The following is a 6,000-nucleotide window of genomic DNA, read 5'->3' as shown; positions in this document are numbered from 1 at the left end:
TCCCCAGCCTCGTCGGCCGGCCTCCGCTTCGCTCCGGCCGCCCGACTCCCTCGCGCGTGCGACTCGCGGCCGCAGGCCGCTCGTCGGCACGCAGTGAGGCGCGACGCGCCTCTTGCAGCCGGTGGCAGAGCCGCCGGCGACGCCACCGCAGTTCTATTTATAAGTGAAGCCGCGGCCAACCCCTCGCGTGACCCTCGTCCCGTTCAGCGACCTGGCCCGCGCGGCGTACTGCCCCCGGCAGCTCTACTACGTCCGGCGCGACGACGAGCGAAGCGTCCCACCGAAGGCGCGCGAGCGGATCGACCTCGCCTTCCGGTACGACGAGCTGGTCGACGCGCCGGACCGAGCGCTGCGGCAGCTGCCCCTCCACCGGTCGCCGGCCGCCTACCGCCGAAACCTCGACCGGCTCCGCGAGCGCGACGAGTACGGCGCCCTCGTCGACCCCGCGAGTGAGCGCGGGTTCCTCTCGGGCAAGGACTGTCACGGGACCGTTCACAAGGTACTGGAACCGGACGGGGGGACCGAGGATCCGGCCGGTACCGAGCCGTCTCCCCCGCCCGTGCCGACGCTCGTCTCGTCGGGCGAGCCGCCGGAGGACGGCGTGTGGGAGCCGCAGGCGGTCCGCGCGGTCGGAATCGCGAAGGCGCTGGCGTGGGAGCGCGAGCGGGAGATCGAGCGCGCGCTCGTCGAGTACCCGGCGGTCGGAGTCGTCCGAGAGGTCCGGCTCACGCTCCGGAAGAAGGCGGCGTATCGCAAGGCGCTCCGCGCGGCGCGCTCGATCGACGGCCCGCCGTCGCGCGTCGACGACGGCCGGTGTGACGCCTGCGACTACGCCGCCGAGTGCGGCACCCGGCGGCGGTCGCTCCGGTCGCTGCTGGGGTGAGGCGGAAATTCCCGTCTTCGGGCCGTCGAAGGCGCGTCGAGGGATCGTCACCGGATCGGCGGTCTCGGCGACGATCAGTTGGCCATACCTGACGCGACCCGACAGTTTATCCGTGTGTACACAGTTCGCACGGGTACGAATGACGCGAGACGAACGCGTTCGTTCGGAGGATAGAGGAAGTCGCCTCACGGCGGCTGGCCGCGAAATTCTCCGGCGATAACGACGACGGGGCACGACCGCCCCGCGGCGGCACCGACCCCGAGACCACCGCAGAGCCGACGGACCATCTTTTGACCCGAACCACACTCACCGACCTCGACGAGGTACAGCTGTTAGACACCACGCTGCGCGACGGCGAACAGATGCCCGGCGTCTCCCTGACGCCCGGCGAGAAGGTCGACGTCGCCCGCGAACTCGACGCCGCCGGCGTCCACCTGATCGAGGCCGGCTCGGCGTGTACCTCCGAGGGCGAGCGCGAGGCGATCCGCCGCGTCGCCGACGAGGGACTGGACGCGACCGTGACGAGCTTCGCCCGCGGGGTTAAGCGGGACGTGGACCACGCGCTCGACTGCGGCGTCGACGGCGTGAACCTCGTCGTCCCCGCCTCCGACAAGCACGTCGAGACGAAGGTGGGGTCGACCCGCGACGAGGTCGTCGAGACGACGGTCGAACTCGTCGAGTACGCGAAAGACCACGGGCTGTGGGTGGAGGTGCTCGGCGAGGACGGCTCGCGCGCCGACCTCGACTACCTCGACCGCCTGCTCGGCGCCGGCCTCGACGCCGGCGCGGACCGGATCTGCTACTGCGACACCGTCGGCGCGGCCGACCCCGAGCGCACCGCCGCCGTCGTCTCGCGGCTCGCTGCCCTCGGCCCGACGAGCCTCCACACCCACGACGACCTCGGGTTCGGGCTGGCGAACGTCCACGCGGGACTGAAGGCGGGCGCCGACACCGTCCACGGCACCGTCCTCGGCGTCGGCGAGCGCGCGGGCAACGCCGCGCTCGAAGAGGTCGCAATCGCGCTCGGCGAGTCGTACGGCGTCGACACCGTGGAGCTGGATCGGCTCTACCGGCTCTGTCGGACCGTCTCGGAGGCGACCGGCGTCGCGCTCCCCCCGAACAAGGCGGTCTGCGGCGCCAACGCCTTCGCCCACGAGTCGGGGATCCACACCGACGGCACGCTGAAGGACGGGACGATGTACGAGCCGTACCCGCCCGAGACCGTCGGCCGCGAGCGCCGGCTCGTCCTCGGCAAGCACGCGGGACGCGCCGGCGTGAAGGCCGCGCTCGCGGAACACGACGTGGCGGTCGACGACGACGAGCTGCGCGAGGTCGTCGCCCGCGTCAAGGAGCTGGGCGAGCGCGGCAAGCGCGTCACCGACGCCGACCTGCTCGCGGTCGCGGACGACGTGCGGGGCCGCGAGCGCGAGCGCCACGTCGAGCTCGTCGACCTCTCGGCGACCTCCGGGGGCAACCTCCCGACCGCCTCCGTCCGACTGCGCGTCGGCGACGAGGAGCGCGTCGCCGCCGGCACCGGCGCCGGCCCGGTCGACGCGGGACTGGAGGCGGTCCGCGCGGCGCTCGCCGGCGACGAGGGCGGACGCGGGGGCGGCGACGGCGAGCGCGAGAGCGGGAGCGCGGAGCGCGAGGCCGGGAGCGACGGCGTCGCCTTCGACCTCGACTCCTACCACGTCGACGCGATCACGGGCGGCACGGACGCGGTCGTCACCGTCGAGGTGGACCTCTCGCGGGGCGACCGCTCCGTGAGCGTCTCGGCGTCGGACGCGGACATCACCCGCGCGAGCGTCGTCGGGATGGTCGACGGGCTCGACCGCCTGCTCGCGGCGGAGGCGGACGCCGCGGACGCCGAACCCGGCGCCGTGGCCGACGACTGAGCGCCCGCGTCTGACGAGGTTTTTAACTGACGGCGCTCGATCCCCGGGTGTGAGCGTCGTCGTCGCGATCAAGCCGTCGGCGCGGAAGCGGAACGCGAAGGTGGGGCGGCTCGTCTTCGAGGACGGGACCCGGCACGCCTTCGAGAGCCGCGCGGCCGCCGAGCGGTGGGCGGACGACCTCTCGGCCGGTGACGGCCACGTCTGGGTCGCGAGCGCGCACCCGCGCGACGGCGACGACGCGGACTGTTACCTCGTCTCGCGCGCGACGAACGCGAAGCTGGAGGCCGCCTACGACAAGCGCCGGCGGCGGCTCAGGGGCGACGCCGGCGCCGAACAAGAGTCGCTCGGCGGCGAGCCGTAGCGGACCGGGAGCGGCGCGACCGAAATCGGGAGCCGCGGTCGTCGGCAGCGGCTCCCCCTACGAGGAGTCCTCGTCGGGCACTGGATCGGGCGCCGAGTCCGACCCCGCGTTCGACTCGGCGCCCGGACCGGACCCGCGCGCGTCCATCATGTCGGCGGCGCGGGTCGCCCATCCGGAGTAGTGGAACCCGGCTGCGACGACGAGCGCCATCCAGACGTAGGCGGCGGACACCCCGACGTACGCGCCCGCGGGACCGAGTCCCGCGGTGCGACCGAGCAGCCAAGAGAGCCCCAAGAACAGTCCGAACATCCCCGAGACGCGCGCGACGAGCGGAACCCGGGTCTCGCTCGCGCCCTGGAGCGATCCGGACAGCGCGGAGAAGCAGGCGAGCGCGGCCCCGGCGATCCCGTACACCCGCGCGAAGTCGACGGCGTAGCCGATCGTGGCCGCGTCGTCGGTGAATATCGGAACGAGCCGGGACGCTCCGACGACCAGTCCCGCCCCGATCGCGCCGACCGTCAGCACGCCGAGGCCCGCGACCGCCCACCCGTTGAACCGCGCGGCCTCCGGGTCGCCCTCGCCGAGCGCCTGGCCGACCAACACCGACGCCGCGACGTTGTAGCCCCGCGAGAGCGGCCCGGTCACCTGCTGGTAGACGCGGCGGCCGATCTGGAAGCCGGCGTTGACGGCCTCCCCGAAGCCCAACAGGAGGGCGTTGAACGGGAACTCCGCGATCTCGGAGCCGAACCCTTCCAACACGCGGGGCGCGCTCACGACGAGGAGCTGCTTCGCGACGGTGAGGTCGCGCGGCCACGCGAACTCCGCGTCGGTCCACGACCCCCAGATCGCGGCACAGAGCAGCCCGGCCGTGAGCACGTTGGCGCCCGCGGTCGCGAGGCCGACGCCGAGGACCTCCAGTCGCGGGAGGCCGAACAGGCCCAGCCCGAGGACGACCGAGCCGACGATGTTGACGGAGTTGGCGGCGATGTTGACGTACATCGGCGTCCGGGTGTCGCCGGTCCCCTGGAGCGCGCGGGCGCCGACCAAGGCGACGTGGCGGGCCGGGGCGGTCGCGAACACGATCGCGAGGTACGTCGATCCGAGGTCGACGACCGCGGGCGAGGTCCGCTCGCCGACGAGCCGGCCGAACACGCCGATCGCGAACTCGCCGTAGAGAAAGCCGAAGAGGACGAACGGGACCCCGGCGAGCGCGCCGAGCAGGATCGCCTGCGTCACCGCCTCGTCGCGGTTCTCCGCGGCGTCCGCGCCGGTGTCCTGCGAGGAGAGCGCGATGGCGCCGCCGCCGAGGCCGAGCCCGATCCGCAGCGGAAACCGGGCGTAGAGGTCCGCGAGGCCGATGGCGACGACCGCGGCCGGCGAGAACAGCGCGGTGACGAGGATGTCCGTCGTCCGCATCGCGGTGCGGAACGTCTGCTCGGCCATGACTGGCCACGCGAGCGAGAACACGCGCTTCCAGACGCGCCGCAGCCGCGGGAAGTCCATGCGTCACACCTGACGGTCGCCCGCGGTTTCTACGTATCGAAGCCGGCCGAGTCGGCCGGTGCGTGCGGGAGCGTCACCGCGAACCGCGCGCCGCCGAGATCCGACTCGCCGGCCTCGAGGGAGCCGCCGTACGCGTCGGCGAGCGTCGCGACCAGTCCCAGGCCGCTGACCCCTCCGTCCCGCGATCCGGCGCCGTCCCGCGATCCGGCGCCGTCCCGCGATCCGGCACGCCCCTCGTCGCGCCCGTCGTCGTCGGGGAACGATCCGTTTCGAATCTCGGGCGGGAGTCCCGGGCCGTCGTCCTCGACGACCAGCGCGACCTCGTCGTCGCCCACCTCCTCGGTCGTGTCACCCTCGCCGACGCGGACCGCGACGCGGACGGTGACGTCCGGGCCGGCGTGTTCGATCGCGTTCTCGACGAGGTTGTGGACGATCGACCGCACGCCGTCGTTGGCCGCGACGGACGCCGACTCCGGGAGATCGGTCTCGACGGTCACCGAGTCGCCGTCGTCGACGCTCGACAGCACGTTCCGGGTCGTCGCCGCCAGGTCGACGCGGCTGGAGCCCGCGTCGCCGAGGATCGCGTCCGCGACCGCGCTCGTCGCCTCGATGCGTTCGAGTCCCTCGCCGGCCTTCGCGGCCACGGTCGCCGCGTGGTCGGACCCGTCCGTCTCATCGACGAGCAGGTCGGCGTAGCCGCGAATCGTCGAGAGGTCGTTGCGGAGGTCGTGGCGCAGGAGGTGGTTCACGAACGAGACGGCCCGGACCGCGTCCCGCGCGCGGCGGGCGTCGGCGGCCTGGCGGACCGCGTAGTACCCCGCGACCGCGCCGCCGAGGCTCCCGGCGCCGGCGGCGACGAGCATCGGGAACGCCGGTTCGACCAGCGGGCGCCCCTCGAAGACGCGGACCGCGAGCGTCGCGGCGAACGCGGCGAGCGCGAGGACGGCCCCGGAGGCGGTCCACCGCGCCACGCGCCACTCCTCGGCGGGAGAGAGTCCACGACGAGCGATTCGGCGGCCGGCAGCGAGGATGGCGACCGCGATGCCGCCGTCGAGCGCGAACGCCAGCAGCGGCCCCCCCACGTTCCCGACGGCCTCGACCTCGGTGCCGTGGTGGACCGCCGCGGCGACGAGGAGGCCGGCCCCGATCAGGGAGGCGACGTGGTGGCCGCGAAGCGTCGGCATTACGAAACCAACCGACGATGCGAGTAAAGTCGTTGCGGTCGATCGAGAGACCGACTACCGCCCGGACGTGAATCGACTGCGCGAGGTGAAGCGACGAGAACGAGGACGCGAGGAGCGCGAAGAGCGGGAGGAGTGAGACGGGGCCACGGGAGGGAGAACCGTCCGAACGTTGAA

5 protein-coding genes are annotated in these 6,000 nt (G+C 73.4%); 3 read left to right on the top strand and 2 right to left on the bottom strand.

The features are described 5' to 3' along the window. Positions 1-187 precede the first annotated feature (187 nt). From EXE42_RS12725 to EXE42_RS12715, 3 genes are all read left to right on the top strand, one after another. Positions 188-883 carry a hypothetical protein gene (locus EXE42_RS12725; protein WP_137694941.1) on the top strand — a complete coding sequence of 232 codons (696 nt, stop codon included), beginning with the start codon at positions 188-190 and terminating at the stop codon, positions 881-883. 290 nt (positions 884-1,173) lie between these two features. Then, a complete protein-coding gene (locus EXE42_RS12720; RefSeq protein ID WP_137706651.1) occupies positions 1,174-2,778 on the top strand; it encodes an alpha-isopropylmalate synthase regulatory domain-containing protein in 1,605 nt (534 codons plus the stop codon). A gap of 49 nt (positions 2,779-2,827) precedes the next feature. Next, the gene (locus EXE42_RS12715; protein ID WP_092920732.1) at positions 2,828-3,139 is read left to right on the top strand and encodes a hypothetical protein; all 312 of its coding nucleotides are present in this window, start codon (positions 2,828-2,830) and stop codon (positions 3,137-3,139) included. Positions 3,140-3,196: 57 nt separating this feature from the next. Here the strand turns inward: EXE42_RS12715 and EXE42_RS12710 are convergent, their stop codons facing one another. Together EXE42_RS12710 and EXE42_RS12705 are read right to left on the bottom strand one after the other, a co-directional pair. Then, the gene (locus EXE42_RS12710; protein ID WP_137706650.1) at positions 3,197-4,642 is read right to left on the bottom strand and encodes an MATE family efflux transporter; all 1,446 of its coding nucleotides are present in this window, start codon (positions 4,640-4,642) and stop codon (positions 3,197-3,199) included. Between the two features lie 29 nt (positions 4,643-4,671). Next, positions 4,672-5,826, bottom strand: coding sequence for an ATP-binding protein (locus tag EXE42_RS12705; protein ID WP_137706649.1), 1,155 nt, complete (start codon positions 5,824-5,826; stop codon positions 4,672-4,674). Between the last annotated feature and the right edge of the window lie 174 nt (positions 5,827-6,000).

The organism is Halorubrum sp. SP3 (genome assembly GCF_005435195.1).
GTDB classification, from domain to species: Archaea; Halobacteriota; Halobacteria; order Halobacteriales; family Haloferacaceae; genus Halorubrum; species Halorubrum sodomense.
This window is presented reverse-complemented; position numbering and strand designations above follow the sequence as displayed.

Excerpts from the sequence above, each read along its gene's own strand:
- EXE42_RS12705 (WP_137706649.1), bottom strand. The coding sequence starts at position 5,826 with ATGCCGACGCTTCGCGGCCACCACGTCGCCTCCCTGATCGGGGCCGGC.
- EXE42_RS12710 (WP_137706650.1), bottom strand. The coding sequence starts at position 4,642 with ATGGACTTCCCGCGGCTGCGGCGCGTCTGGAAGCGCGTGTTCTCGCTC.